Here is a 26030-nt window from a genome sequence, read left to right as displayed (position 1 = left end):
CTCGATCACCAGGAGACACGAGTTCGCCATTACTATGGCACCGTTAAGCGCCACAGCGGCGCCTGGGCGACCGTTCGAACGGGGCGACGATTCCGACGACTGGGGCCGTCAGACCCGTCTATCGGATCCATAATAATAGGGGCGCTGTCAGTAGCTTCGGCCCGCCATGACAGCGCAACGTACGACGCGGCGACGGTTCCTCGCACTGTCGGGTGCGGCCGGCATCACCGGGATGGCTGGCTGTACCGATCAACTCCGGTCGGCGTCCGACCGCATCGGCGGGGGGTCCCCGGACGATAATTCGAACGAATCGGGGCCCGCGGCACTCGTCGACGGCGTCCCGCCGCTCGAAACCGAATACGATAGCCGAGAGCGGTTTCGCCAACCGGGAACGCAACTGGACGACTTCGGCGACCTCGACGCCTGGGAGGTCGTCCAGGGATCGGGCGAGGCGGACGAGGACGTCGTCTTCGACGGCGACCAGAGCTTCAAACTCCAGTCGAACGGCAGCCAGAACGTCTTCGCAGAACGGGATCTCTCGGACGAAGATCTGACGGAGACGGATCTGTCGTTCGCAGTCCGAACGACGACGCCACAGCACATAACGATCAATCTGCGGGTCGTCGACCAGTTCGGCAGCGCGAAAGTGTACTCGCTCCGGGAGATCACGTACCGGTCGCCCGACGTCGGCTGGTTTCGATCGAGTCCCGGAGTGTTCCAGCAGAGCGAGTACGAACCCGCGATGGACACCCTCGATCGGCTCGAGATCCAGGTGCTTCACTCCATGCCGGAGGCGGAGGTCTGGATCGACGATCTGCGGACCCACGAGCGGCCGGAGACGGGCTACGTCATGTTGAGCTGGGACGACGGGACCCGCGACTACTACGAGACGGCCGCGTCGCTCCACGACGAGTACGGGTTCCGGACGGTTCAGGCGCCGATTCCGCGGTGGGTCGAACAGGGTCGAGACGGGATCATGTCGATCTCGGAGTTACAGGAGCGACAGGACGAGGGCGACCAGATCGTCGTCCACGGTACGCACGACCCCATCGCCGAACTCGACGACGAAGACGCGATCGAGGCGCGACTCAGACAGGACAAGCAGTGGTTCATCGACAACGAGTTCGAGGGGGCGAACTACATCGTCTATCCTCACAACAGCTACGACAGGACGAGTCTCGACTACAAGACCGATTACTACCACTGTGGCGGATTCAACCAGGCCGGCAACGTCAACACCACGAGCGTCTACGGATTCGATCCGCTGGTCCTCCCGCGGACGATCGGCCACGACCTCGATATCTCGAAACGGTGTGTCGACCTCGCCGCGGCCAACAACCAGTGTACGATCCTGAACTTCCACACGTTCGAGGCGAATAACACGATGCCGGAAGACGACTACGAGGCGTTACTCGAACACATCGACGAGGCCGACGTCGAAGTCATCACGTTCGACGACCTCTGGAAGATGCGGACGGCCAACCACTGATTCTCTGCGCTCGTCGTCGACAGCCGTTCCGAATTGCACCTGGCCCCGAGACGGCGTCACCGCGACGTCGTGCGGCGTGTCCACGGACTCTACCAGCAGGATGGCTGCCCGATCGATCGCCGCCGAAAGCGGTCAGTCGGTCGAGAGCGTGATCTCTGCTGTGTCGGTCAACCCGGCGTCGTCGGTGACCCGCAGCACGATCGGGTGGTCGCCGTTCGCACCGATCGTCACGTCGATCGTCTCGCCCGTTTCGTCGAACGACCCGTCCTGACCGATGCGCCACTCGTAGCAGACCAGTTCGCCGTCCGGGGCACACGAACACGAGGCGTCGAGCGTGATCGTCCGGCCGGGTTCGAGGTCCAGTCCGGGGGCCCACGTGGGAACGGTGTTGATCCTCGCGATCGGTGACTCCCGGTCAGTCTCGTCCGGGCTGTCATCGGCGAGATTTTCGGGCTCGTCCGGTTCCTCGTCGGGGTACTCTTCGCTGGGCTCCTCGTCGACGGTGTCTTCGGGGACGTGATCGTTCTCGGGCACCCCGTCAGGGAACAGTTCGTCGCGGACGAGCCGTTCGGTGATCACCGAGTGCCACTGGACCCGGGTCCCGAGATCCACGTCGGTCGAGAGCGTCTCCACGAGGTACGAGTCAGCCCCCAGATCGCGGGCCGCCTTGTGAACGAGGAGTCCGTTCGGTTCGGAGTCGGGTCCGGAGAACGGGCCCCTCTGGAACGAGAGGGCGGGATCGTCCACGTAGTTGCGGTTCGTGTAGTCGATCGCGTCCGCGGCCGTTTCGGCGACCGCGTCGCCCTCCGAGTGGAAGATCGCCTGTCCGACGCCGTCGACGGGATCGCCCGCGTAGATACCGGTCGACTCGTGGAGATCGACGACCACGTCGGCGTCGTACTCGGTAAGAACGCCCCAGATCGCCCGTGCGAGGTCCATCGCTGGCTCGCTGCCCTCGGGGAACTGCCGATTGAGATCGACGCCCTCGTCGTCGGTCCTGGTCCCTCGATCGATCGCGACGGCGTTCGCTTCGGGGATCGTGACGAGTCGACCGGCGTCGATCGGCCAGTCGGCGATTTCGCCGGCGGCCACGTAGCCCGCGATCTCGTTCCCGTGGAGGCCGCCGACGACGACGACGGTGGGTCCGTCCGCGTCCGCGGTCGTTACGTACGCCGTGGTCTCTTGGTCCGTTCCCTCGCGAACGACGAACGAGTCGCGAGAAACGTTGTCGTCGGCCGTGTCCGCCGTCCCGTCGTCCGTTCGAGCGACGCCGACGGTCGTGAGCGCAGAACTGGCTGTGAGAGTCAACGCGGTCCGTCGTGAGAGTCTATCACGTCCCATTCCATCACGGTGGAGGAATTCGGACGTTTTTACTACACCTACGGTAACGAACGAAACAGCGACGTTTCGGTTCTGCAACGGTCCGAGGCGAGCGTTTCGGGCCCGCAACGGTCGGCGTCGATCGTTGCACCCGCCGGTAGAGTCGGACGCAGTAACGGAGTCTCTCATCGCCCCGGCTCACGATTCGCGCCGATCCCGTCTCAGGATCCGTCTGTGCCGACCGCGCGGCACTGGAGCGTCCGCTGGCCGACCGTCGCGACGAGTCCCGCGAGCAGGATCGTCGCGACGATCGGAGTCGGACGACGCCGAACGCCGGTTGCGGCGGCCCAGCAGAGCCCCGGGACGTGTCGGGGCGTCGCGGCGGCCCGCCGGAGGTGCCACGCGCCCCGCAGGAGTCGGCCCTCGGCCAGGTACCGTTTCGCGAGGATCAGTTCGTGCGTCGATCGGATTTCGTACCCCGCCGCTTCGAAGCGTTCGACCTCGTCCGCGTACGCCGAGAGGTACTGCTCGCTGGCGTTCCGGATCACGCCTGCCGGCGGGTGGCCCGTCTCCTCGCGGCGAACCAGCGGCCTGTCGACGTAGGCGAGTTTGCCGTGTTCGAGCACCCGCAGGCAGAACTCCGGGTCCTGGAACCGATCGAGCGTCTCGTCGAAGCCGCCCGCGTCCCTGGCGACGCTCGTCCGGACCAGCAACGTCGATCCCGCACCCGGCTGGACGTTGTCCGCGAGGATCTCGCCGACCAGTTCCTCGCCGCCCTCCCTCGTGGGCTCCTCGTCACCGCGGGCGAGCACGGACGCGGCGGCCGTTCGGAGCGTCCCGCTCGTTCCAGAGAGGTCGAACGCCGAGTCGCAGTAGGCGCCGACCCAGTCGTCCGATCGATCCGCGAGGATGGCGAGTTGCCGCTCGAGTTTCTCGGGGTGCCACTCGTCGTCCGAGTCGAGGAAGGCGACGTGCTCCCCGCGGGCGTGCTCGATGCCCGTATTCCGGGCGACGTTCGCCCCCTGGTTGGTCGCGTGGATGACCGGCCGAACCCGCGAGTCCTCGTAGGCGGCCAGCACCGACTCGGTCTCGTCGGTCGACCCGTCGTCGACGACGACCACCTCGAGGTCGTCGATCGTCTGTTCGAGCGCGCTGTCGATCGCGCGGGGAAGCGTCGACGCTCTGTTGTACGTCGGGATGATGACGCTGACGCGAGGCATTTTCCGGTGCTACCCGTCCACGGCGGATTATTATCGCGTGGATAAACGGCATCTCGTGGGGCCGTTGTCGAGGACAGTGGGCCCGGACCGTCGTCGATTCCGGGGTCGACCGATCAGCCGGCGTCACGCCCACCTTTCGCGGCTCGATCGGCACGGTGGGTGCTCTAAGACCTGTATAAGAAAGGGGAAACGATTCGTCGTCGCGGTCGATGACGAACCGAAATCGACGATCGTTCGTAACCACGGTTGCAGCGACCGGAACACTCGGGCTCGCCGGGTGCCTCTCGAGCCTGCGCGACTGGCGCGGCGGGGACGGCGAGCCGACGGCCGCGGACTCGCCCGCGAGCGGTGACGGCGAGCCCGGTGGAAGCGACCTGCCGGATCTGCCCGGGGAGTCGATCGACGACTTCGAGACCCTCGACGAGTGGGTGGCGATGATCGACGCCGGGGAACTCGAGGCCGCGACGGACGATCCGTACGGGGGGTCACAGTCGGCTCGCCTGACGGCCGACGCGGAGACCGAGTACGCGGCCGTGTACACGACGCGATCCGACGGACTGGACCTGCGCGAAAAGAACCTCTCGCTCGCGGTCTCGTTCACCGGGCGCGAACAGCTCCACCTCACGCTCGAGTTGTTCGCGCCGAACTCGCGTAACGTTCACGCCCTGCGTCGTACGCTCACGGGACCGACCGATCGATGGGTGCGCGTCGACTTCGGTACCAGCCGGATCGACACCCAGCCCGATCTCGCCGACGTGCGGGAAATTCGGCTGGCGGTCCGCCGCCGCGGCGATCTGTCCGGCCCGATCGAGTGTCGGGTGGACGACCTCCGGGCGGTCGATCGACCCGAGACGGGCAAGGTCCTGTTGCTGTTCGACGGGACCCTCGAGAGCCACTACACGACCGCCCTCGAACACCTGAACGAGTACGGGTACGCGGGCGTCGAGGCCGTCATTCCCGAAGCCGTCGGCGAGAGCGGTCGGCTCGCACTCGACGAACTCGACGCGCTGGCCGACGCCGGCTGGGATATGGCGGCCCGGCCGCGTACCGGGGCCCAGTTCCTCCACGAGTACACGCCCGAAGAACAGGAGGGGATGATCCGGCGGACGAAGGCGTTTCTCGAGAACCGGGGCTACGAGGCGGGCGCGAAGCACTTCGTCACCCCGCGGAACGTGCTCGGATCGGACAGCCTCGACCTCGTCAGGGAGTACCACGAGCAAGCGTTCCGGTTCGGCGGCGGGCCGAACGCCCTGCCGCTCACGGATCCGCACAACGTCGGGTTCTTCTCCGGCGACGCCGGCCAGGAGACGAAGTCGTACGTCGACTACGCTGCCGAGTACGGCCAACTCGCGGTTTTGCACTTCGAGTACGTCGGCGAAGATGGCATGAGCGAGCGGGCGTTCGCGGATCTGCTCGAGCACGTCGACGCCGCCGGCGTCGAGGTCGTCACCGCGACGGACCTGCTGGAGGACGCATGACCGGAACTGGGACGGATACCGGAACCGACGACCCCGTCTTCGGGACCGTCGCCGTCGAACGCCGGGTTGCGACGGAGGGTGGCTGATGTATCAGGGCGCGACCGTCGGCGTCGTGCTGCCCGCCTACAACGAGGAAGGCTTCGTCGGCGACGTGATCCGCGAGATGCCCGCGTCCGTCGATCGAATCTACGCGATCGACGATCGATCGACGGACGGTACCTGGGACGAGATTCTCGAGGCGGCGCGCGACGACGCGACAACGACGACCGACGACTCCGAGGACGCGGACCAGATCGTGGCCGACGGCGGCACGTCCGCCCTCGAAGCGCGGGCACGCGTCCACGAATCCGTCGGACGAGTCGTCCCGATCCAGCACCGGGAGAACCGCGGCGCGGGCGGCGCGATCAAGACCGGCTATCTCGCTGCGCTCGCCGACGGCGTCGACGCGACGGTCACGGTCGACGCGGACGGGCAGATGGACCTCTCCCAGATGCCGCGGCTGCTCGACCCGATCGTCGAGGACGAGGCCGATTACGCGAAAGGCAACCGGCTCCTCTCGGCGGAGTACCGGGCGGCGATGCCGCGGTTCCGGTTCGTCGGGAACGCGATCCTGTCGTTTCTGACGAAGATCGCCGCCGGCTACTGGAAGACGATGGATCCCCAGAACGGATACACGGCGATCTCACACGACGCGCTCGCGGCGATCGAGGTCGAGAACCTCTACGAGTACTACGGCTACTGTAACGATCTGCTGGTGAAGCTGAACGTCCGCGGGATGCGCGTCGCCGACGTGGCGATGCCGGCCGTCTACGGCGAGGAGGAGTCGAGCATCGCGTACTCGGAGTACGTCCCGAAGGTCTCGGTCATGCTGCTGCGGAACTTCCTGTGGCGACTGCGGACGAAGTACCTCGTGCTCGATTTCCACCCGCTCGCGCTGTTCTACCTCGTCGGGGCCGGGACGGCCGCGATCGGCGTATTTGGCGCGCTACTGACGCTGCTGACGGCGCTCTCGGCGATCGGCGCGCCGATGGTTCAGGGGTCGACGAGCCTGCTGCTTTTCCTCGCGGGACTCGGGTTCCTGCTGTTCGCGATGGCGTTCGACATGGCCGAGAGCGAACACCTCGAAACGCAGGTCCAGTAGCGATGGGACCAACCGCTCCGGCGACATCTGATTCCTCGATCGGAACGTGCTGCCGACCACCCGTTCATTACAGGGTCGTCGCTGACGGGAGCACAGACCGCTGATAGCTGAAACGAGCATGTCGCCCTTCACTGGGTTCCAAATCTCGACCGGTGGCTCACGCGTAGAGGTCGAGCCGTTGGAAGACAGTACCCAACAGCACAGCCACCGGGATGATCTCTAGCCTCCCGACCCACATATTAAATATCAGCATTGCCTTTGCTGCGTCGGGCATGTCGGGTCCGGTGATACCGGCGTCGAGGCCGACGGTACTCTGTGCGCTCATCACCTCGAAAATCACGTACTCGACCGGGTAGGCCGGTGAGACGGACCACAAAAACACGGCGACGCCAACCATGAGAAAGAGTACCCAGAGAACGAACACGACCGCTGCCTCCGTGTACTCTCGCTCGACCTGGTTCTGATTGAGCGTCCGTTTTCCCAGCTGAAGGTGTCGAACCGCACTGTTCGGTACGAAGACGCTTCTGATCTGCCACACAGTGCCCTTGAGCAGTATAAGGACACGGATGAGTTTGAGGCCGCCGACCGTTGATCCTGCCGCGGCTCCGGTGAGCATTCCCAGACAGAGCAGCAGCGTCGTCCCGGCCGTCCAGACCCGTTCGGTTCCGCTTCCGATCGTCGTCGTCCCGAACCCGGCGTTCGACGTCGCGGAGACGAACTGGAACAGCGCGATCCGGAACGTCTCCTCGATCGTGTCGTACTGCCCGTTGGCCGAGAGGAGCGCCGTCAGGACGATCGTTCCGGCGGTGAACCAGATGAATACCCACCGGGTCTGGATGTCGGCGTAGAAGTTCCGCACTTCGCCTTTGAGAATCAGGTAGTGGATCGGGAACGCGATACTTCCGGCGACCATCACCGGAACGACCGCGTACTCGATCAGCGGACTTCCGTAATAACCGATCGAATCCGCGTGAATCGAGAACCCACCGGTGGAAATCCCGGTCATCGCGTGATTGATCGCCCCCCACAGCGGCATTCCAGCCGCGACAAAGAGCAGAATTCCTGCGACTGTAATTCCGAGGTAGATCTTCCAGATCTCCGTGACCGTCGAGACGACGCTCGGGTGGATTTTCTCGGAGCGCGCTTCGCTCTCGTAGAGCGTCAGGGACCCACTGCCAGGGCGAGCGAGGACCGCGACGGTCAGCACGATGACCCCGACTCCGCCGATCCACTCGGTGAACGATCGCCACCACTGCAGCGATCGCGGCAGGTCCTCCTCGACCGCGGCCATCGTCAACCCGGTGCTGGTAAAGCCGCTCGTGCTCTCGAAGATTCCGTTCAGTGGGTGGCGAAAGGCGGCAACCGTCTCGGTCGTCGGGGGTGTATTCATCCAGGTCGGGTACGGGTCCAGCGCGATCGTCCACGCGATGAGCAGAAATGGGAGTCCGCCCAGCACGCCGACCGCCCCCCACGCGGTGGCCGCCGTGACCATCGCCTCGAGTTTCCCGGAGTCCGGGGCCGCTCGAAACTGTCGGGCGAGTGCGATACCGAGACCGCCCACCACCACGGCGGAGATGACGAACGCAGGGGCCGCGTAGAATTCCCCGTTGATTGCGGCAACCAGTATCGAGACGAGCAGCATTAGCGAGACGACCTGCAGGATTCGACCCAGATCCCGCCCCACTGTCGGATACTGGAGCCTCATTTATGATTGCCGGTAAACGCTGCAACCGCGTCGGCCAGCGAGGCATCGTCAGTGAATACCGTCACCTTATCACCTGCCCGTATTCTCGTGTCACCCCTCGGCGCTCGGATCGTCCCGTCTCGTTCGAGTGCAACGACGAGAGCCCCCTCGGGAAGGCTCCCCGATTCCAGCGCTGTATTGAGGCGTTGATCACTCATCGGCGCGTCTTCGGTGACGGTTAGTTCCACCAGTTCGGTGCTATCGTCCAGTTCGATGAAGTCACTGACGCTCGGATACCGGACGGAGTGATAGAGGTGATCAGCGATCAGATGTTGTGGATTCTCGATCAGAGTCGCGCCGATCTTCTCGAAGACGGGGAGGTTTTCGGGATCGTGAACCACGCTCACGAGGTTCGGGACGCCGTGTTCCTCCGCGAGCAACATCACCATGATGTTGGTCGCATCGATGTCCGTCGTGGAGATGACGGCGTCCGCACGATCGATCTCCGCGTCCCTGAGCGTGTCGTGGTTTCGCGCGTCGTCGTGCAGGACGAGACAGTCGTACTGCGCCGATGCGGCGCTCGCTCGTTCTTCATCCTGCTCGATGACCACGACGTCGTTCCCGTCACCTATCGCGCGTTCGATCAGATACGAACCGATATCCCCTGCACCAATAACGATCAGATACATATCTCTTCCCTCCGTTTGCTCTTTCGGGAAATCGATACTCGTTCGTCAAAACACTTCGCATGCCCGATAGCGGTTCCTCTCCAACATGATGAAAACGACGGCCAGTAGCCAACGCGGGCAGAGAATTTCGGGTGGGTGGTGATACCATGGAACAGATACTGTCGAGTGCACCTCCGTCTGCGACTGTCGAAATCGGGTACCAGTGTGAGGAAACTGAATTACGGGCAGTGATTATGTGACCCCGGTACGAACTCTCACTTATGTCTCGCTACCCAAAGAAACCCACTCCACCGGAAGGGATGCCAGAACAGCTCGTTGCGGACTTGAACCAGTTAAACGCTGAGGACCTTCGCAAGACGATTATTCACGCGCAGGAACTCCTCAATTTTCACGACGAAACACCGTCCCCAGTTGAGCCGAATTCTGGAGATGACATCCTCAAGGTCACCGAGCGCGATGGATATACCGAAGTCGTGAAACAGGTTTTCTGTGGCGAGGACTGCGGTGACTGTCCGCACGGCCCGTATCTCTACCACGTCGAGCAGGAACCACACCCCGACGGCACAGAAACGTCGTACTGGAGATTTATCGGGGAAGTCCAACTCGACGACGAGTGACGCAGGGATGCTCGATCAAACGTGGTCGTTCGACTGTACCACCTAACTGTTATACTGTAGGATTTCCTCCGGTTCTCGTATGGGCAACCCACACGGCCCCTCGCAAACTGATCTTCTCGCTCACGTTCTCGTTCCGGTCGCAAACGAGGATGATGCCGAGAAGACGGCGATGGCGCTCGAACCGTACGACCCCGATCACGTGACGGCGCTCCACGTCGTCGAAAAGGGGGAGGGAGTGCCGGACAAAACGCCCGTCGAGCAATCCGAGGAACTGGCCGCGGAATCGTACGCCGCCGTCCGCAGGGTGTTTCCCGACGCTGACGATCACACGGCCTACGCTCGGGATATCGTGGGTGCGATCTTTGAGGCTGCCGACGAGGTAGACGCGAGCGCCATCGCGTATCGCTCCCGCGGTGGAAACCGGATCATGCAGTTTCTGTCGGGTGATCTCTCGATCAAGCTCGTTACCGGAGCCGACCGCCCCGTCATCGCACTGCCGCGGACGGATACGGACGAGTGAACCGACCGATCGAACGCGCCGGGTCGTCTCAGCCTCGATGACGTCGAACACGAGTGAGCCCCGAACGATACGCGACAGGAGTCCGCGCTCTGTCGCGCCGATGATGACGAGACCATGATCAGCACTGACGCGTTCGACCGCGGGCTCGACGTCTCCCGTCTCGATATGTACGGCGGCATCCGCCAACTGATGGCCGTCGGCCCACTCGCGCAGGAAGTCCCGTCCCTCTTTTTCTTCCCCCTCATCGACGACGTGTAACAACGACACCTCCGCGTCGATCGTGTAGTTCGAGAGAACACCCTGTTGCGGTGGTTTGTTGCGGGCGTAGAGAAAGTACCAGAGAACGGATCCGATACCGAACGCTCCGGGCAGCGCGATTTCCACCCGTCCACGAACGCGACGAGTTCGAGCGAGAGGATCGCGCTCGGTTCGATCGCCGTCACCCGTAACCGTCGGTTCACTGGTCCCGTTCGCGACGCGTCACACGGCCGTCGTAGCTGCACAGCGGCGACCCGATCGTCACGGCAGCACGTGCTGGACGCCGGGGTCCAGTATCCCGAGGGCGAGGCCGGAGACGAACAGGGAGAGCCCGGCGAGAACCAGCAGGCTCTGTACCCAGTCGCGCGAGGATCCGTCGTTCCCGACGCCCTCGAGCCGCCGGTGGATCGCGTTCGCCTTCGTCCCGATCGGGTCCGGGAAGGTCGACAGAATTTCGAACGGTTCTGCCGGATCCAGTGCGCCGACGAACAGGGCGAAGGCCAGGAAGACGACGAACCCGATCGGCGGGACGACTGCGAGTGCGACCCAGGGGTTCGTGATCGCGGTCGAGAGGGTGACGATGGGGACGGCCGCGAGGACGGTCGTCAGGACCACTCGACCGAGCCGTGCGTCCGCGAGGGGGTCGAAGCCGACGAGTCGAGCGGTCCAGCAGTGAAAGACGAACATGGAACCGTATCCCACGCTGGTCGCAACGGCCGCACCGTGCATCCCGTAGCGCGGGATGAGCGCGACGTTGAGCACGACGTTGATGACGGCCGCGCTACCGGTGGCCGCGATCGGATATCGGAGTGCCCCGTTCCCCTGCGAGACGGCGAGGATCGGTCGTGCGAGCGCGAAGCCGAGCGCTCCCGGGAGCAACAGCAGGAGGGGTTCGATCGCCGGAACCGCCTCGTCGCCGAAGTAGATCGGCACGGCGACGTCCGCCAGGGCCGCGAGACCCACCGCCATGACGGCCGTCAGCAGGAACGTGTACCGCGTCGTCCGGGACGCCAGCGCGGAAATCTCGCGGTGCCGGTTCTGCGACCACAGTTCGGACGTCGAGTGGACGAACACCGTCTGGATCGCCAGCGGGACGAACCAGAGGAATTCTGCGAGCGTGAGCGCCGCCCGGTAGTTCCCCACGGCGGAACTCTCGCTGAACCGCTGGAGCATCACGATGTCGATGTGGTACAGCGACATCAGCAGGAACACGAGCGCGATGTTCAGCGAGTTGAACGTGAGCATCTTCCGGCGCGGAAACCGGTTTGGCGGGCGGCTGAAGACGCACGACAGCGAGACCCGGCGGTGAACGAGTGCCAGTCCGACGGCGGTGACGAGTAGACTCGCGACCAGGTGGCCCGCGAGCGCACCCATGACACCGAATCCGACGTAGGTCAGCGGGATCGCGATCGCGACGAAGCCGAACTTGTCGAGGATCTTCAGCGGTTCCGAGTACCGCTCGAGCCCGAAACCCATGAGCGTCTTCCGGGTGTAGTCGCGGAACTGCGCCGAGATCACGAGCACGGCGAGGACGTAGAAGTAGGGGGTCACCTCCGACCCGAACGCGAGTGCGACGAGTCCGAACTGGGTCGCGAGGACGAGCACGAGCGCGCCGATGACGGCGAGGAGAACCGCCAGCCGGAAGTAGAAGCCGACGACGTGTTCGCTCCAGTTCGCCTCGCCGCGATCCTCGGCGAGGAACTTCCGGACGCCGTCCGTGATCCCGGAACTGACGAAGATCATGTAGATCGCGAAGACGGAGAGCAAGAACGCGTACTCACCGAAGGCCGATGCGCCGAGAAACCGGTACAGAAGCGGCGTGGAGACGGTAGTAACGACGAGTACGATGAGCTTCGCACTGACGACCGAGAACACGCCGCTCGCGATACTCCGGTTCACGGGATCACCCTGGAACGGTCGTGCCACCGGTTTGTAGTCCCCCCCGACGACACTCGTTCGGCATCCGACGTACTCACGGTACAAGGAGGGTGGCGACAGCGCGGCGTTATTATACGGGGGTTAAACGGTCAGGAACGGCGGGGCTGCGGCGTGGAGGGCCGATCGCGTCGTCTCGGGGAGTCGACTGCGCTATCCGGTCACTCGTAGGCGTTCTTCCAGACCGTGACGCTGCTCGCGCCGAGGTCGCGGATCCCGTCGACGAGACGGTTCTTCTTGAACGCCGGGTTCGTCGACGAGGAGTAGAGACAGACGGCCTCGTGGTTCCCGGACGATTCGAGAACCGAGTCGCGAACGACCGCGTCGGTTCCGACGTCGATGTACGGATACTGGCTCGCGCGGAGGTCGCATTCGTAGACCGTCAGGTCCGAAGCCGTGTTGACGATCGCGTTCCGGTCGACACCGTCGCGTCCGTACTGCGTGACGTCGACGTGGCTGAAGCGGCAGTTGTCCCGCTCACAGCGGATGCCGTCGCGGAAGCCGCTCTCGTCACCCGCGCGGCCGGAGATCGTGAGGTACTCGGCGAGCACCTGCTCCGTTCGATCGCTATCCCGGATCCACAGCGGATAGCCGCCCGCCGTCTCGTGCGTGATCTCGGTGTCGACGATCGTCGTCTCGCCGGCCTCGGGGGAGACGACGATCCCGTGGTTCACGTCCGATCCCTGGAGTTGCAGGCGCGTGTTCTCGATCCGCGCGCTCTCGCACGTGTTCATCACCGAGATTGCGTGACTGGTCGGTTTCGGCGACGTAATCTCGATCGCCGCACCGTGGACGGTGATGTTCCGGCCGTTCTCGATCCGGAGCCCGCGCTGGGATCGATCCTGCGGGCGCGTGTCGTCGATCTCGACGGTCGGCCAGCGGACTTCGCTGCCGCGACCGCCGACGCGAATGTTCGCGCCGTTGCTGTTCCTGTAGAGTCCGCCGTGGACGATGATCTCCCCGTCGCCGCCGGCCGCGTAGAGCCCGTTGTTCGGGAACGCCCCGAGCCAACAGCGTCGGAACTCGAGCATCCCCACGTTTTGGTTGGCCTCGATACCGATCGGGCCGCGCCACCGGTTTCCGTCGTTCGGGGTGTTTTCGACCCACTCGCCGCCGTCCGGTGCCCGGAACCGTTCGACGATCCCCCAGCCGTCGGGGTCGGTGACGTTGAACATTCCCGGCCCCCAGGTGCCGCTATCGTGCTGGCCGTAAACGGTGATATCGCGCACCTCGAGTCGATCGGAAGCGTAGGCCTCGATCGTCCGGATTCCCGTGTCGGGTGCCTCTTGATCGACGTCGAACCCCTCGAACCGGAGCCGTCGGCCGGGGCTGTACGACACGCCGAGGCGGAACAGGCGGTACTGCGGGCCGTCGAACGCGTAGTAGTCGGCCGGGACCAGCGTCGCGTCGTCGCCGACGAAGCCGACGTTCTCGAACCCGGTGAACCTGAACTGCTCGTCCATGAAATACCGGCCCTCGGGAAACACGAACAGCGTATTGTCGGCCCGCTCGGCCTCGAGCACGGGCGTAATCGATTCCCGTCCGGTGTCGTCCGCCCCGGCCTCGACGACGTCGACCACGTTCTCGTACTCGTCGTAGTAGTGCGCGTACGGATCCGATGTCGACGACGCGCTCGCGGTCGAGGTCAGTCCGACGCCGGCTGCCCCAGCAGCCGCCATCCCCTGCAAGAAGGTTCGTCGTGATCGCTGTGAAACAGTCGCGTCCTCTGCAACCGATCGGTCGTCGGTCCGACGATCCGATCGAGAACGAGGAGAGTCCCCACGATTCGAATTCTGCATATCACTTCTGTCCGACATTGATAGCCACTTCCCACTGGTAATGTAGGGGTCCAGTAACTACGGGTTCGGATAGCAAGCTTTTAAGTCAGGACCCGGACGCCGTCCCTCGACTTCGGCGGCGGATAACCGGTATCGTTACCCTCCAGCGGCGCGTTTAATACCCGACTAAGCCGGGTCGCCGCGAACCGACCGGGGGCCGCGATGGGGCCCGGTGTCGGCCGACGGTCGCGTCGGTGATCGCAACAAATCCCTGGTATCGGACGACGATCGCGTCGGCGACCGCAGCAAATCCTGGCGTCGCGAGCGATCGATCCGACGAGCCACGACCGGCCCCGTTCAGACGGGTCGTCCGGCCGCCGATCGGGGATCACCCGACCTCGTCGGGCGAGTGTTCGTGCTCGATCGTTGCGGCGATCAACTCCGAGACGGCGCGTCGAAGCCGCTGGGAGACCGCCGAATCCGAAATCTCGAGTCGATCGGCGAGGTCGTCCTGCGTGATCTCTCGTGGAACCTCGTAGTACCCGGCGTAGTACGCCATCGTGAGGATGTCGCGCTGTCGGTCGGTCAGGAAGTAGGTCCTGTCGTCGGACACCGATGAGTCGTACAGCTGGGTCATTCGAAACGAGATTCCCTGGTCGCGATAGCACGTCTGAAACGCGGTCAGCGCGTCGCGATCCGGGAGGTGAACCCGCGCTATCCACCCCTCCTGGGCGCTCGTGACGGAAAAGACGAACACCCCGTGCTCGGCGCACTGGCTGGGGACGACCTCGAGAGCGGTCTCGACCGTGACGCGGTAGATCGTCCGGTTCTCGAACGCGGCGACGCGAGTTCTGCCCGCGACGGTCGGATCGACCGCCATCGCCTCCTCGATGGCCTCGTACTCGTCGCTGAAGGCGGAGACGAAGTGCAGTCGTTTCCCGTTGGCCGTCGCTCCGTACTCGTATCTGAACGTCACACCGGGACACCGCTCGATCGTCGGCCCCAGCGGCAGTTCGTCGTGGACGAGGTGGACTTCTGCAATAAATCCCATTGAGATATCGGTATCGTACGTCGTCGTCCGGGTGGTCGGCCCATACTTATACCGCGAGTAACGACGGTTGCACCGTCTCGAACGGACCGCTATCGAGTCGACGAGTCAGTTCATATAGCCGAGGTCGGCCAGTCGATCGGTCACTTCCGCGTCCGGTTCCGGTCGCTCGCCGTCGGTTTCGGCATCGTAGGGGGGATAAGACGCCGATTCGATCGGGTCGACGACTGGGACGACGCTCCCGTCCATGCGATCGCTGTAGGGAACCCCCATCGCGGCCATGACCGTCGGCGCGACGTCGAAGATGTGCGCCCGATCGATCGCGGCGTCCTCGTCGATTCCCTCGCCCGTCGCCACGAAGACCCCGTCGAGTTTGTGATTCCAGGGTTCGGCCGGCCCGAAGTAGTCGCCGAGTCCGATCTGCTCGGTGAGCACGTGCTCGAAGTCGGCGGGAATCGTGACGACGTCGACGGTATCGTCGACCGTGTCCCCGTGGAAGTACCGTTCTCGCGGCGCGACCGTCTCGAAAAACGGGTCTCCGTCGGGCGTTTCGACCGCCTGTAACGCCCGGATGAGGTCCTCCCGGAGTTCCTCGTACTCCTCGGGCGCAACGACGCCCGCCGGGTCCCGTCCCTCGAGGTTGATCCGAACGCCGAGTTCGGTCCGTGCACGCACGTATGCTTTCGATCCGGCGAAGTCGACCTGTTCGTTCGCCGTCCGCGAGACGCCGCCCGGCGCGTACTCGATCGCGAGGTCGGCCAGGCCGACCCGCTCGAGGGCGGTCCTGATTCGGCGGGCGGTGACGCCGAACCGGGCGGCGATCGAGGCCGCACGCGCGGCCGGTCCGGGTTCCCAGCTCTCGCACGCTTCGCCCTCGCGAAGCCGTCTGCGCATCGGCGTCCACGACGGCATCCCTTTGCCGCCCGTCGTCGTCTCGAGGTAGCCCTCGTCGCGGAGGAACTCGTTGATCCGGAACTCGTAGCCGTCGTACGGCCCCATCCCGTGATCGCTCACGAGGAAGACGCGGTCCGGGTCACAGGCCTCGAGCGTCGCCGCGATCTGCTGGTCGACCGTCTCGTAGACGCGTTCGACGTGCTCCTGGTCGCCGTCGAACTCGTGGAACACTGTGTCGGTCTTCTGGAACTGGAGAAACCCGAAATCGGGGTCGTACTCGTCGACGAGGTAGCGAAACGCCTCGCCGCGCATCCGGATCAGGGTCCGGTACTCCTCGATCTTCGCGACGTCCGACAGCGAGTCGTCGTCACGTGTGTAGTTCGGATAGACCCGGTAGTCGCCGATCGCGTCGCGAACCTCGTCGAGCAGTCCCTCGGGGTGACAGGTCGGATCCTCGGGGCCGAGGAAGCCGGGGATCACGGCCCCGTCGAACTCGTCCGGCGGGTGCGTGACTGGCGCGTTGACCACGACGCTCGACCGATCGCGGCGATCGAGCAGGGTCCACAGCGGATGCTCGTGGACGTCCTCGTTGCTCGTCACGTGCCAGTCGTAACCGTCGTACCCGACGAAGCCGATCGCCCCGTGTTTTCCGGGGTTGACTCCGGTGTAGATCGACGGCCAGGCGCTCGGCGTCCACGGCGGGATCTGCGATTCGAGCGGTGCCGCGACACCCTCCGAACACAGTCGCTCGATGGTCGGGATTCGATCGTCGTCGAACAGTCGCTCGAAGACGGGTAGACAGCCCGCGTCGATCCCGACGAGTAGCGTCTCCAGCCCGTTCGATTCGGTCGCGGTACTCCTGGTCGATGCAGCGTCGTCTCGTCGGAACGTCCGGGTCATCGGTTCAGTGAGGTTCGTTCGGTACCAGTCGGTCCGTTCGACCGCTGCCGACAGCACCACGGCAGCGGTGTCGTTCGGTACAACACAGTTAGCTACCCCATGCGAGGGAACTGGAACACTTCATTATCGGTTCGTTAAACGCTCTCTCGGCGTGAAATACGGAGAGAGCGGTCCCGGATCGAGTTCCTCGGCCAGCAGTTGCGACCGGGAGACGCGGTGGGCCGGTCCGGAACCGATCGACGAGCGGCCCAAAAATCGTTCACGGCGGGTTCTCGACCGCGGTCGCTATCTCGACGGAATCACGAATCCGCTTCGATCGCGCGCTCGAGAATCTCGACGGCGTTCGCTTCGAGTTGTTCGGCTCGCGCTTCGGATCGCGCTTCGGCCGTGATCCGAACGACGGGTTCGGTCCCGCTCGCCCGCAGGAGGATCCACCCCTCGTCGAGGTCGACGTAGACCCCGTCGAGCGTATCCACGTCCTCGTACCGATCGCGGACGCGCTGGCTGACCCGGTTCATCACGGCACCCTTGTCCGCGACCTCGATCGACGCGCGGCGGATGGGGTAGGTCTCGACGTCGCCGACGAGCGCGGAGAGCGGCCCCCGATCGGCGACGAGTTCGACGAGTTTGCACGCCGCGAGCGGCCCGTCCGGACACAGCGTCTCGTCGGGCCAGATCCACGCGCCGCTCGGTTCGCCGCCGAAGACGACGTCCGGGTCCGTGGTTCGATCGGCCACGAAGACGTCGCCGACCTGCGTTCGTCGCACCGACGCGCCGACGCCGGTCAGGGCATCGTCGACGGCCATGCTCGTATCGACCGGCGCGGCGACGGCGTCGCCGTCGCTCGCGGCTTCATGCGCGAACAGCGCGAGGAGCACGTCTTTCGGGACGAACGCACCGGTCTCGTCGACGGCCAGCATCCGATCGGCGTCGCCGTCGTGGGCGATCCCGAGTTGCGCGTCGGTCGAGTCGACGAGCGAGGCGAGATCGGTCAGCGTCTCCCGCGTCGGTTCGCTCGGCCGCCCGGGAAAACTCCCGTCTCGCTGCCCGTTCAGCGTGACGACGTCGCAGCCGAGGTCGGCGAGGACGCGGGCGGTAATTCCGCCGGTCCCGTTTCCGACGTCGACGACGACGCTCGGCGGGTCGTCGATCGAGACGGCGTCTCTCAGTGCCGTCGCGTGGCGATCGGTCGCGTCCGCGAACGGTTCGATCGATCCGTGGCCGTCCCAGGGTTGCAGGTCGTACTCCTCGCGTTCGACGCGCCGTGCGATCGCCTCGCGCTGGTCCGGGTCGAACGCCTTACCGGAGGCGGACCAGAGTTTGAGCCCGTTGTCCGGCGCCGGATTGTGCGAGGCCGTGACGACGACGCCCGCGTCGGCGTCGGCCCACGAGACGGCTCTCGCGATCGTCGGCGTCGGCGCGACGCCCGCGTCGAGGACCGCCGCTCCGCACTCCCGGAGTCCGGCGGTCAGTGCGTCGGCCAGGACGACACCGCTCTCTCGAACGTCCCGCCCGACGACGACCCGATCGTAGCCGTCGGACGCGACGGCGCGCCCCACGCCGAGCGCGAGGGCTGCCGTTACCTCGTCTCCAACGGTGCCACGGATACCGCTCGTTCCGAACATACTGCGTCCGAACGCCACCGCCGGGATTACTATGCGGTCGCTAAGCGGGTCGGCAGTGTGGTTTCACCGGCCGTCGGCTATCGTGAGGTCCGTCACCGATCGCTCGTCACGACTTCTCCGGGTGCGGTCGTCGCTCCCGGCGAGAGCGTCACGCCGGCGTTGAGACTCGTGTTGATCCCCGTCTTGACCTCGTCGCCGAGGACGACGCCGAACTTCCGGCGATCGGTCGAGACGCGATCCCCCGAGACGGTCATCTCGATCGGCTCGTCGTCGTGGCGCAGGTTCGCGACCGTCGTTCCCGCGCCGAAATTGACCGCCCGACCGAGGAGGCTGTCCCCGACGTAGGACAGGTGCCCGACGCTGGTCCCGGCCATCAACACGCTGTTCTTGACCTCGACGCCGTGCCCGACGTTGGCGTCTTCCCCGACGAGCGTCGCCCCGCGGACGTAGGCGTTCGGCCCCACGGTCGCACCCGATCGGATCAGAGCCGGCCCCTCGATGACGACGTCCGAACGGACCGTGGCACCCTCCTCGACGACGACCGGTCCCTCGACGTCGGCGTCCGGACTGACGTCCCCGCGAAGTGCCGTCTCCATCTCGCCCAGTTTCCACTCGTTCGCCTCGAGCAACTCCCACGGCCGGCCGACGTCGAGCCAGCGATCGAGTTTCACGTGGCCGACATCGACGTCGTCGAGCACCCGCGCGAGGATGTCCGTGAGTTCGTACTCACCGCGCTCGCTTCGCGGCACGTCGAGACGGTCGAGCGCCTGCGGTGGGAAGACGTACACGCCTGCGTTCGCGAGCGTTCCCGGCGGTTCCGCCGGTTTTTCGACGATACCGGTGACGCTCCCGTCGGACACCTCCAGAATCCCGTAGTTCGACGGATCGTCGACGCGAACCGATCCGACGGCCGGTCCCGCGTCGAACAGCGTCGAGAGGGAGTCCCGATCGAACACGACGTCACCGTTGATCACCGCGAACGGCCGATCGACTGCGAGGAATTCGCTCGCAGCCCGGAGTGCACCCGCGGTTCCGTCCTGGTCGTCCTGGGTGGCGTATCGGATCGGGACGCCCGCGTACCGATCGCCGAAGTACTCGCGAACGACCTCGCCCTCGTATCCGACGACGAGGACGATCTCGTCCGACCCGGACTCGATCGCCGCTTCGACTGTGTGAGACAGCAACGGCCGCCCGGCGACCGGCAGCATCGGCTTGGGGATCGATTCGGAGAGCGGACGCATTCGCGTTCCCTGTCCAGCCGCGAGAACGACAGTTTGCATGGGCGACCGAACGATTCGATCGGGTTTTCTTATACGGGCGCTAATGTCGGTCTCCCGTCGATCGTCGCGTGTACCGATCGAGAGACGCTTCGAGCGTGTCCGCGACCGGGAGTCAGTCGTCGCTCTCGGCGGCGGTGGCCGCGGTCTCGTCGTCGTCCGCGAGCTTTGATCCGTCGCCGGCGGTCGCCGCGCTGTCCACGCTGACTCCCTCCCAGTCGTGATCCGCGTGGTAGCCCTCGCGTTCTTGCGCGCTGGGAGCGACGCGGATGAATTCCGCGTTCTCGCGAGCGTCCGGGATCGTGTGACCGCCACAGTAGGAGAGACCGGACTGGATCCCGGCGCAGAACTCGTCGACGACGTCGGCGACCGGACCTTTGTAGGGGGTCAACGCCTCGACGCCCTCGTCCGCGCGAACGTCGGCGTCCTTGTCGTTACGCTTCTCGGCGGCGGTCGTCGTCGCCATTCCGCGCGAGCGCTTGTACAGCGTCCCGTCGACTTCGACCACCGCGCTCGGCGCTTCCTCGGTGCCGGCGAAGAGGCTCCCGAGCATCACGGTGTCTGCACCTGCCATCAGGGCCTTCACCGCATCGCCGGACGTGCGGATACCGCCGTCGGCGCAGATGGTCACGTCCGTCCCCTCGGCCGCCGCTGCGCAATCGCTGACGGCGGTTAGCTGGGGGACGCCGACGCCGGCGACCTTCCGGGTCGTGCAGTGTGACCCGGGGCCGATGCCGACTTTGACGCAGTCGGCACCGGCGGCCGCGAGGTCTTCGACGCCCGCGGGAGTGGCGACGTTGCCGGCGACGAGGTCGGTATTCGGGAACTCCTCCCGGAGCGTCTCGACAGCGTCGATCGTCCGTTCGAGGTGGCCGTGAGCCACGTCGACCACGAGGACGTCGACGCCGGCATCGACCAGTGCAGCGCTACGTGCGACGTAGTCCTCGTTGATCCCCACGGCAGCGCCCACCCGTTCGTCGGCGGCGGTCACCCGTTCGACCTGTTCGGCCTGCTCCCCCGGCGTGAGAAACCGGTGAAGGACGCCGAGCCCCCCAGTGTGCGAGAGTTCGATCGCCAGTTCGGCCTCCGTGACGGTGTCCATGGCGGCGGAGACGAGCGGCGTCTCGAGTTCGATTGACGGCGTGAGATTCGTCGAGAGGTCGACGTCGTTACGGCTGCCGACCGGCGATCGGTTCGGCACGAGGAGCACGTCACCGTAGCTCAACCCGGTACGAAGATCGTTCATGACCCCTCACCGATAGGGGCTCCTGACGAATACGTTTTCTGCCTCCCGATCGGCCGTCGCGGGGCCGTCGCTCGGAACGCGATCGATCGCGGACAGGGAAGTACCGCGGAGTCGGTGACCGTCAGTCGGGTTCGATCCACCCGAGCGTGTCGTCGCGCGTGAACTCGTCGTCCTCGTCGCGTTCGATTTCGACCAGTTCGCCCGCGACCGGTGCCGGCACGTCGACGCTGACTTTCTCCACCTGGATCTCACAGAGGGTCTCGCCCTCGTCGACTCGACGGCCCACCTTCGCGAACCAGTTGACGACGACGCCTTCCTCCTCCTCGACGTCGTCGGGCCAGACGTCGGCTGCCGCGACGGCGACCCGGTCTTCGTCCCCGCTCATGGTCACGGCTCGACGGCGCGGACGGCCGCTTCGATGTCCTCGACGTCCGGGATCACCTCGTCCTCCATCGGCCGGGCGTACGGAAGCGGCACGTCCGGGACGGCGACCCGCTCGACAGCATCGAGGTCGGCGAGTCGCTCCTCGGCCGCGCTCGCGACGATCTCGGCGGTCACGCCGTACGACCGGTAATCCTCGTCGACGACGACCAGTCGCCCCGTCTTGCCGATCGACTCGAGGATCGTCTCGGTGTCCAGCGGAACGAGCGTCCGGAGGTCGATCACCTCGGCGTCGATCCCGTCCTCGGCGAGCGTCTCGGCCGCCTCGAGCGCCTGGTGGACGTGGAGGCCGAGCGTGACGACGGTGACGTCACTCCCCTCGCGCTTGACGTCGGCGCTGCCGAAGGGGATCGTGTACGGTTCGTCCGGGACGGGCGTCTTCGGCCCGTCGGGGGCGGGCATCCACCCGATTCCCATCAGGCGCTTGTGGAACATGTAGACGACCGGGTCGTCGTCGCGAATGGCGTTGTGCATCAGTCCCTTCGCGTCGTATGCGGTCGACGGGACGACGACTTTCATCCCCGGGAGGTGGGCGAAGGTGCCGTACAGCGTCTGGGAGTGCTGGCCCGCGTCGTTGTACGTCCCGCCGACGGCCGTCGTCAGTACCATCGGAACGGAGACGTTCCCGCCGCTCATGTACGTGTTCTTCGCCATCTGGTTGTAGATCTGGTCCATGCAGACGCCGAAGAAGTCGACGAACATCAACTCGGCAATGGGGCGCATTCCCGCCTGGGCCGCGCCGACGGCGGCCCCGATGTAGGCCGTCTCGCTGATCGGGACGTCCATCACCCGATCGTACCCGAACTCCTCGCGGAGCCCCTCGGTGCTGTCGAAGATGCCGCCGTAGTCGGCGACGTCCTCGCCCATGTAGAACACCTCGTCGTTCTCGCGCATCTCGTGGGCGATCGCCTCGACCATCGCGCGGCTCATCGTCAGTTCCCGTTCGACCGCCTGTGATTCTTGCTGTGCCATCAGTCGTCACTTCCGGCGAGTTCGTGGGTCGGTTCGTCGGTCGTCACACCCGACGGCGGGTTGACGAAGACGTCCTCGTGGGCCGCCTCCGGATCCGGTTCCGGCTGGTCTTTGGCCCACTCGATCACCTCGTCGACGCGGTCGTGAGCCCGCTCGCGGATCGCCTCGACGTCGTCGTCCTCGACGCCCGCTTCCCGCAGGTCGTCCGCGAGGCGCTCTATCGAATCCCGTTCCTGTGCGGCCTCCGTGTCCTCGTCGGGGCGATAGCTCTGCGGATCGCCCATGAAGTGCCCCATTCGGCGGTGGACCTGCACTTCCAGTAGCGTCGGCCCGTTACCCGCCCGCGCTCGTCCGATCGCGTCCTTCGCAGCGTCGTACACCGCCGTCGCATCGTCGTAGTCGACCCGGACGCCCGGCATGTCGAACCCGCCCGCGCGCAGGGATCCGTCGTCGACGTCGGTGATCCGGTCTTTCGGCATGCTGATCGCCCAGTCGTTGTCCTCGACGACGAAGACGACCGGCAGTTCCTGGACGGCCGCCAGGTTGAGCGATTCGAGAAACGCCCCCTGACTGATCGCGCCCTCCCCGAGGACGGCGACGGCGACGCTGTCTTCGTTTCGCTTCTTCGCCGCGAGACCGGCTCCGACCGCCGGCGGGCACCCCTCGGCGATGATGCCGCTACAGGCGAAGTTCACGTCCGGATCGAACAGGTGCATGTGGCCACCTTTCCCCCCGCTCAGGCCCGTTTGCCGACCGAAGATCTCCGCAGTCATCCGTTTCAGGTCGACGCCCTTCGCGATGGCGACGTGGTGCGGACGGTGCGGCGCCGTCACCGTATCGTCGTCACGCAGGTGACGACAGACGCCCGCGGCGGCGGCCTCGTGCCCCGCCGCCAGGTGTAACTCCCCCGGAATCGGCCCGGCCGAGATGTCGAACGCCGGTTGTTTCCCCTCCAGATACTCCTCCTGAAGTCGCTCTTCGTAGTACCTCGCCGTGACCATGTCCTCGAACATAGTCTGTAATTCGGTAACAGCTACCATAGCATCCCCGCGGTTCTACTACGACCACGTACTTGAGCGTATCCGCCGGTTCGGACGGGTCAACATACGGACACCCGTTTCGCTCGATCGTGATACGCTCACCCGACTCCGTCGATCGCGAAACGGGCGTACGGCTATGGTCTCGGGCGGCCGATCTCCGGCTCACGAACGTCGACGCCGCGCGAGGTATCACTAGAATCGAGTCAGTCGAGCGACTGCGCCTCGCGACCGCTGCACGCAGCGGTTACAGGTCCCGTTCCATCTCGTGTTCGCCGCGGTTGCGTGCCGTCGTCTCGAATCCGGCCGATCGATAGAGGTTCATCGCGATGCGATTCGTTCGAGAGACGGTCAGCCAGACGTGAGTCAGTCCGTTCTCCTGGCCGTATCTGAGCAAGCCGCGGATGAGATGCGTTCCGATCCCTGCCGACTGATACGTCGGGCGAACGAAAATCGCCAGTTCGGCCGTATCGTCGTACGGCACGAGCACGGCGTGACCGACCATGTCGTCCCCGTGTCGCGCCACGGCGTTCAGCCCGTCGTCGAGGAGTCCACCGATCCACTCGCGGGTTCGGGGTTCGTCCCGGGGCGGCAACCCCTGCGATCGCGAGTCGTCGTCGAAGTGTGTGTACATCTCCACCAGTGGCGCAGGCTCGCCGGCGTACTCGCTGACCGTGATGGTTCGTCCCTCGCGGTCGGTAACCGTCGTCGGTGGCCGCGGGAACAGCGACTGGCGGTCGGACGAAGTGGCCATACGAACACTCGGGGCGGAACCATCCTAAGCGTGGTCCGGATTCCCGATCGCTGGGAGCGATGGTGGACGTCCCGATCGCGTTACAGCAACCCCCAGTCACGGTCGATTCGACGGAAGAGCGACCCGTCTGCACCCGAGCGTCGACCTCTGGCAGGGATCCGTTGGCGAATTGACCACCAGTATGAGGTGGTTCTCCGACGTCAGTACGCTCACAGGGATGCGCTTCCGTATCACGCCCATCCGCCCCCGTACCGAGCGTTGCGCCAGTTGGCTCGCCATCCTCGGTTCGATCGTCGCCGTCCTGTTCATCGGCGGATTCGCCGCGTATCTCCTCACCGAGTGGCCGACGATCGCGACCGACCCGGCGTTCTTCCAGCACACGGGCTGGTACGTCCTCGAAGGCGGCGTTCCGTACCTCGACGTCTGGGACGTAAACCCGCCGGTCCCGTTCGGAATCACGGCCGCTCTCGCCGCCCTCTCCGGCGGAAACATGCTCGTTCTGCACGGGCTCAGCGTGACGCTTACGGTGCTCGTCGCCGGCGCGAGCGTCCTGCTGGTCGGCTGGGTGGCGTACCTCGTGACCGGCGAGAACGCGGCGGCGGTCGCCGCCGGCCTCACGATGCTCGTCGTCCCGGAACTCTTCGTTCTCCCGTTGCTAGGAGTCCGGGCGCAGTTCTACGCGTTGTTTTTCGGCACACTGGCGCTCGCGCTGGCCCTCCGCGATCGGCCGTTTCTCGCCGGGGCCGCCGCGGCGCTGAGCGCCGGGTCGTGGCAGTCGGGGGTGGTCTTCGCGCCGCTGGTCGTCGGGATGGCGTACCAGCGAGCCGGTGGGAAGAACGCGCTCCGGGCGATCGCCGGCGCCGGCGTCGTGACCGGGATCGTCGTCCTGGTATTCGCGGCCGCGGGCGCGCTCGTCCCCATGGTCGTACAGACGGTGGTCGCGCCGCTGATCGCTGGCTCGCCGTACACCCTGGCCGAGCGCGTCTACTCGCTCTTGCTGGTGTTCGGCTACGGGTCGGTACTGCTTCCGGTAGCTCTCTACGGCTGGGCCCACGCCGCCGTCCGCGACTTCCGGGGGCTGTGGTGGGTGCCGACGGGCGGCCTGATACTCGCCCTTCAGGTGCTGTTCGTCGACCTGGACGGCGCGACGGACGCGCTCCTCTGGCTCGCCTTCGTCGCGATCGGCGTCGCCGTCGCCGTCGAACGGGTGATCGCGCGCCGATCGGGTCCGACGGACCGCCGCGATCACGACTCGATCCGATCGAACCCGTGCCGGTGGGCGGTCGTCGTCCTCGCCGTCGCCGGGCTACTCGTCCTTTCGGGGCTCGTCTGGAACGCCGGCTCGCCGTCCCTGAAGTTGACACTCGAGTCGATGGAGCAGGAAGCCGAGCCGGAGGGGGAGCCGCTTCCGACGACGCCGGGTGACGCGGACGTCCCGTCGATGCAGGCCATCTACTGGGAGCAACTGCAACCCGAAACCTGCCACTACCGGTTGAGCTGGAACGAAGTACGATGGGTCGCGATGACCGACGATCGACTGGACAGACAGCAGTGTGACGGGTCGCCGAGTCGGATCGATCGCACCTGACGCTCCGGTTATCTCGATCGGGTCGCACTCGCATCGTCGTGGACGTTGCCGTGTGACTGGTCGATGTATTCTGTGCACAATTGCAGGTCAATCCGTATGCCGATTCCGGACAGGGGACT

21 protein-coding genes and 1 pseudogene are annotated in these 26030 nt (G+C 65.5%); 6 read left to right on the top strand and 16 right to left on the bottom strand.

What is annotated here, in order from left to right; genetic code table 11:
* The first annotated feature begins 166 nt into the window (after window positions 1–166).
* A complete protein-coding gene (locus MUG98_RS04435; RefSeq protein ID WP_265110946.1) occupies window positions 167–1489 on the top strand; it encodes a polysaccharide deacetylase family protein in 1323 nt (440 codons plus the stop codon).
* Between the two features lie 132 nt (window positions 1490–1621).
* On the opposite strand, the gene MUG98_RS04430 is transcribed toward MUG98_RS04435, so the two are convergent.
* Together MUG98_RS04430 and MUG98_RS04425 are read right to left on the bottom strand one after the other, a co-directional pair.
* A complete protein-coding gene (locus MUG98_RS04430) occupies window positions 1622–2830 on the bottom strand; it encodes a PKD domain-containing protein (RefSeq protein ID WP_265110945.1) in 1209 nt (402 codons plus the stop codon).
* Between the two features lie 200 nt (window positions 2831–3030).
* Window positions 3031–4029, bottom strand: a complete 999-nt coding sequence (locus tag MUG98_RS04425) for a glycosyltransferase family 2 protein (protein WP_265110944.1) — start codon at window positions 4027–4029, stop codon at window positions 3031–3033.
* A gap of 209 nt (window positions 4030–4238) precedes the next feature.
* Here MUG98_RS04425 and MUG98_RS04420 point away from each other — a divergent pair, with 209 nt between their 5' ends.
* Together MUG98_RS04420 and MUG98_RS04415 are read left to right on the top strand one after the other, a co-directional pair.
* Complete coding sequence (locus tag MUG98_RS04420; protein ID WP_265110943.1) at window positions 4239–5507, top strand: polysaccharide deacetylase family protein; 1269 nt, start codon at window positions 4239–4241, stop codon at window positions 5505–5507.
* 85 nt (window positions 5508–5592) lie between these two features.
* Window positions 5593–6648, top strand: a complete 1056-nt coding sequence (locus MUG98_RS04415; protein ID WP_265110942.1) for a glycosyltransferase family 2 protein — start codon at window positions 5593–5595, stop codon at window positions 6646–6648.
* Between the two features lie 157 nt (window positions 6649–6805).
* Here the strand turns inward: MUG98_RS04415 and MUG98_RS04410 are convergent, their stop codons facing one another.
* Together MUG98_RS04410 and MUG98_RS04405 are read right to left on the bottom strand one after the other, a co-directional pair.
* Window positions 6806–8353 carry a TrkH family potassium uptake protein gene (locus MUG98_RS04410; protein ID WP_265110941.1) on the bottom strand — a complete coding sequence of 516 codons (1548 nt, stop codon included), beginning with the start codon at window positions 8351–8353 and terminating at the stop codon, window positions 6806–6808.
* Window positions 8350–9021 carry a potassium channel family protein gene (locus tag MUG98_RS04405; protein WP_265110940.1) on the bottom strand — a complete coding sequence of 224 codons (672 nt, stop codon included), beginning with the start codon at window positions 9019–9021 and terminating at the stop codon, window positions 8350–8352. The genes MUG98_RS04410 and MUG98_RS04405 overlap by 4 nt, the downstream gene beginning before the upstream one ends.
* A 260-nt stretch (window positions 9022–9281) precedes the next feature.
* Here MUG98_RS04405 and MUG98_RS04400 point away from each other — a divergent pair, with 260 nt between their 5' ends.
* Together MUG98_RS04400 and MUG98_RS04395 are read left to right on the top strand one after the other, a co-directional pair.
* Complete coding sequence (locus MUG98_RS04400; protein WP_265110939.1) at window positions 9282–9638, top strand: hypothetical protein; 357 nt, start codon at window positions 9282–9284, stop codon at window positions 9636–9638.
* A gap of 79 nt (window positions 9639–9717) precedes the next feature.
* Entirely contained in the window at window positions 9718–10158 is a 441-nt protein-coding gene (locus MUG98_RS04395) for a universal stress protein (protein WP_265108221.1), read from the top strand.
* 21 nt (window positions 10159–10179) lie between these two features.
* On the opposite strand, the pseudogene MUG98_RS25380 reads toward MUG98_RS04395, so the two are convergent.
* The 12 genes and pseudogenes from MUG98_RS25380 to MUG98_RS04335 form a co-directional block, all read right to left on the bottom strand.
* Window positions 10180–10440 (bottom strand): annotated as a pseudogene (locus MUG98_RS25380) (amino acid permease); the annotation flags it as partial.
* Window positions 10441–10677: 237 nt separating this feature from the next.
* Entirely contained in the window at window positions 10678–12315 is a 1638-nt protein-coding gene (locus MUG98_RS04385; RefSeq protein ID WP_265110937.1) for a flippase, read from the bottom strand.
* A 197-nt stretch (window positions 12316–12512) separates the two neighbouring features.
* Window positions 12513–14030, bottom strand: a complete 1518-nt coding sequence (locus MUG98_RS04380) for a right-handed parallel beta-helix repeat-containing protein (protein WP_265110936.1) — start codon at window positions 14028–14030, stop codon at window positions 12513–12515.
* Between the two features lie 487 nt (window positions 14031–14517).
* Window positions 14518–15180, bottom strand: a complete 663-nt coding sequence (locus MUG98_RS04375) for a helix-turn-helix domain-containing protein (RefSeq protein ID WP_265110935.1) — start codon at window positions 15178–15180, stop codon at window positions 14518–14520.
* A 105-nt stretch (window positions 15181–15285) separates the two neighbouring features.
* Complete coding sequence (locus tag MUG98_RS04370) at window positions 15286–16971, bottom strand: alkaline phosphatase family protein (protein ID WP_265112549.1); 1686 nt, start codon at window positions 16969–16971, stop codon at window positions 15286–15288.
* Window positions 16972–17270: 299 nt separating this feature from the next.
* Window positions 17271–18596 carry a phosphoglucosamine mutase gene (gene glmM / locus MUG98_RS04365; RefSeq protein ID WP_265110934.1) on the bottom strand — a complete coding sequence of 442 codons (1326 nt, stop codon included), beginning with the start codon at window positions 18594–18596 and terminating at the stop codon, window positions 17271–17273.
* A gap of 92 nt (window positions 18597–18688) precedes the next feature.
* Window positions 18689–19876 carry a bifunctional sugar-1-phosphate nucleotidylyltransferase/acetyltransferase gene (gene glmU, locus MUG98_RS04360; RefSeq protein ID WP_265110933.1) on the bottom strand — a complete coding sequence of 396 codons (1188 nt, stop codon included), beginning with the start codon at window positions 19874–19876 and terminating at the stop codon, window positions 18689–18691.
* Window positions 19877–19988: 112 nt separating this feature from the next.
* On the bottom strand, window positions 19989–21119 hold the full coding sequence (locus tag MUG98_RS04355; RefSeq protein WP_265110932.1) for a guanosine monophosphate reductase: 1131 nt from the start codon (window positions 21117–21119) through the stop codon (window positions 19989–19991).
* Between the two features lie 121 nt (window positions 21120–21240).
* Window positions 21241–21504 (bottom strand): lipoyl domain-containing protein, encoded by a 264-nt coding sequence (locus MUG98_RS04350; protein ID WP_265110931.1) that lies wholly within the window; start codon window positions 21502–21504, stop codon window positions 21241–21243.
* Between the two features lie 2 nt (window positions 21505–21506).
* The gene (locus MUG98_RS04345; RefSeq protein ID WP_265110930.1) at window positions 21507–22532 is read right to left on the bottom strand and encodes an alpha-ketoacid dehydrogenase subunit beta; all 1026 of its coding nucleotides are present in this window, start codon (window positions 22530–22532) and stop codon (window positions 21507–21509) included.
* Complete coding sequence (locus tag MUG98_RS04340) at window positions 22532–23545, bottom strand: thiamine pyrophosphate-dependent dehydrogenase E1 component subunit alpha (protein ID WP_265112548.1); 1014 nt, start codon at window positions 23543–23545, stop codon at window positions 22532–22534. Before MUG98_RS04340 ends, MUG98_RS04345 begins: the two co-directional genes overlap by 1 nt.
* 271 nt (window positions 23546–23816) lie before the next feature.
* Entirely contained in the window at window positions 23817–24323 is a 507-nt protein-coding gene (locus MUG98_RS04335; protein WP_265110929.1) for a GNAT family N-acetyltransferase, read from the bottom strand.
* A gap of 181 nt (window positions 24324–24504) precedes the next feature.
* Between MUG98_RS04335 and MUG98_RS04330 the strand changes: the two genes are divergently transcribed.
* On the top strand, window positions 24505–25911 hold the full coding sequence (locus MUG98_RS04330) for a DolP-mannose mannosyltransferase (protein WP_265110928.1): 1407 nt from the start codon (window positions 24505–24507) through the stop codon (window positions 25909–25911).
* Window positions 25912–26030: the final 119 nt, after the last annotated feature.

This window comes from Halosolutus halophilus (assembly GCF_022869805.1).
Lineage (GTDB): Archaea > Halobacteriota > Halobacteria > Halobacteriales > Natrialbaceae > Halosolutus > Halosolutus halophilus.
This window is presented reverse-complemented; position numbering and strand designations above follow the sequence as displayed.

What these genes read in the sequence shown, in the direction of transcription:
- MUG98_RS04435 (WP_265110946.1), top strand. Translation starts at nt 167, where the DNA reads ATGACAGCGCAACGTACGACGCGGCGACGGTTCCTCGCACTGTCGGGT.
- MUG98_RS04430 (WP_265110945.1), bottom strand. Translation starts at nt 2,830, where the DNA reads ATGGGACGTGATAGACTCTCACGACGGACCGCGTTGACTCTCACAGCC.
- MUG98_RS04425 (WP_265110944.1), bottom strand. Translation starts at nt 4,029, where the DNA reads ATGCCTCGCGTCAGCGTCATCATCCCGACGTACAACAGAGCGTCGACG.
- MUG98_RS04420 (WP_265110943.1), top strand. Translation starts at nt 4,239, where the DNA reads ATGACGAACCGAAATCGACGATCGTTCGTAACCACGGTTGCAGCGACC.
- MUG98_RS04415 (WP_265110942.1), top strand. Translation starts at nt 5,593, where the DNA reads ATGTATCAGGGCGCGACCGTCGGCGTCGTGCTGCCCGCCTACAACGAG.
- MUG98_RS04410 (WP_265110941.1), bottom strand. Translation starts at nt 8,353, where the DNA reads ATGAGGCTCCAGTATCCGACAGTGGGGCGGGATCTGGGTCGAATCCTG.
- MUG98_RS04405 (WP_265110940.1), bottom strand. Translation starts at nt 9,021, where the DNA reads ATGTATCTGATCGTTATTGGTGCAGGGGATATCGGTTCGTATCTGATC.
- MUG98_RS04400 (WP_265110939.1), top strand. Translation starts at nt 9,282, where the DNA reads ATGTCTCGCTACCCAAAGAAACCCACTCCACCGGAAGGGATGCCAGAA.
- MUG98_RS04395 (WP_265108221.1), top strand. Translation starts at nt 9,718, where the DNA reads ATGGGCAACCCACACGGCCCCTCGCAAACTGATCTTCTCGCTCACGTT.
- MUG98_RS04380 (WP_265110936.1), bottom strand. Translation starts at nt 14,030, where the DNA reads ATGGCGGCTGCTGGGGCAGCCGGCGTCGGACTGACCTCGACCGCGAGC.
- MUG98_RS04375 (WP_265110935.1), bottom strand. Translation starts at nt 15,180, where the DNA reads ATGGGATTTATTGCAGAAGTCCACCTCGTCCACGACGAACTGCCGCTG.
- MUG98_RS04370 (WP_265112549.1), bottom strand. Translation starts at nt 16,971, where the DNA reads ATGACCCGGACGTTCCGACGAGACGACGCTGCATCGACCAGGAGTACC.
- glmM (WP_265110934.1), bottom strand. Translation starts at nt 18,596, where the DNA reads ATGTTCGGAACGAGCGGTATCCGTGGCACCGTTGGAGACGAGGTAACG.
- glmU (WP_265110933.1), bottom strand. Translation starts at nt 19,876, where the DNA reads ATGCAAACTGTCGTTCTCGCGGCTGGACAGGGAACGCGAATGCGTCCG.
- MUG98_RS04355 (WP_265110932.1), bottom strand. Translation starts at nt 21,119, where the DNA reads ATGAACGATCTTCGTACCGGGTTGAGCTACGGTGACGTGCTCCTCGTG.
- MUG98_RS04350 (WP_265110931.1), bottom strand. Translation starts at nt 21,504, where the DNA reads ATGAGCGGGGACGAAGACCGGGTCGCCGTCGCGGCAGCCGACGTCTGG.
- MUG98_RS04345 (WP_265110930.1), bottom strand. Translation starts at nt 22,532, where the DNA reads ATGGCACAGCAAGAATCACAGGCGGTCGAACGGGAACTGACGATGAGC.
- MUG98_RS04340 (WP_265112548.1), bottom strand. Translation starts at nt 23,545, where the DNA reads ATGTTCGAGGACATGGTCACGGCGAGGTACTACGAAGAGCGACTTCAG.
- MUG98_RS04335 (WP_265110929.1), bottom strand. Translation starts at nt 24,323, where the DNA reads ATGGCCACTTCGTCCGACCGCCAGTCGCTGTTCCCGCGGCCACCGACG.
- MUG98_RS04330 (WP_265110928.1), top strand. Translation starts at nt 24,505, where the DNA reads ATGAGGTGGTTCTCCGACGTCAGTACGCTCACAGGGATGCGCTTCCGT.